This window comes from Streptomyces sp. P17 (assembly GCF_032436805.1).
Taxonomy (GTDB): domain Bacteria; phylum Actinomycetota; class Actinomycetes; order Streptomycetales; family Streptomycetaceae; genus Streptomyces.
In genome coordinates this window covers 1-346 of the sequence record NZ_JAVRBF010000475.1, presented here as the reverse complement: position 1 = coordinate 346, position 346 = coordinate 1, and the positions used below count along the sequence as shown (strand labels likewise).

The 346-nt window shown below is 59.8% G+C and carries 1 protein-coding gene; it reads right to left on the bottom strand.

Annotated features, from left to right (window positions below):
* Positions 1–346, bottom strand: a 346-nt coding sequence (locus RMT89_RS41775) for a hypothetical protein (RefSeq protein WP_315888983.1), incomplete at both ends; no start/stop codon positions are given.

The following is a 346-nucleotide window of genomic DNA, read 5'->3' as shown; positions in this document are numbered from 1 at the left end:
CCTGCAACGACGCCAGCAAGCAAAATCGGGACGGCTCCAATTGTCGCCACGATTGCTAAAATCGCATTCATCAGCCCGACTGTGATAGCCGTAGCAATTGACCATATCGCCGTTGCAATGGCTGGAGCAAAAGCGATTGCCAGCGCCGCCCCGGCAGCAGCCGCAGCAATTGCCAAGACCGGCAGCACGTCCGCGAGCGCTTTCAACCCCCACTGCGCAAGCTTCGTCCAATTTACGGCCTGTATAAGCGCTGCGCCGAGCGCGACAAGGGCAATCGTCAGGACGGCAACCGGCGAAAACACTGTTGCCAATGCGGCGACAAGCGCTTTAAGGCCGCCGCCAAGCG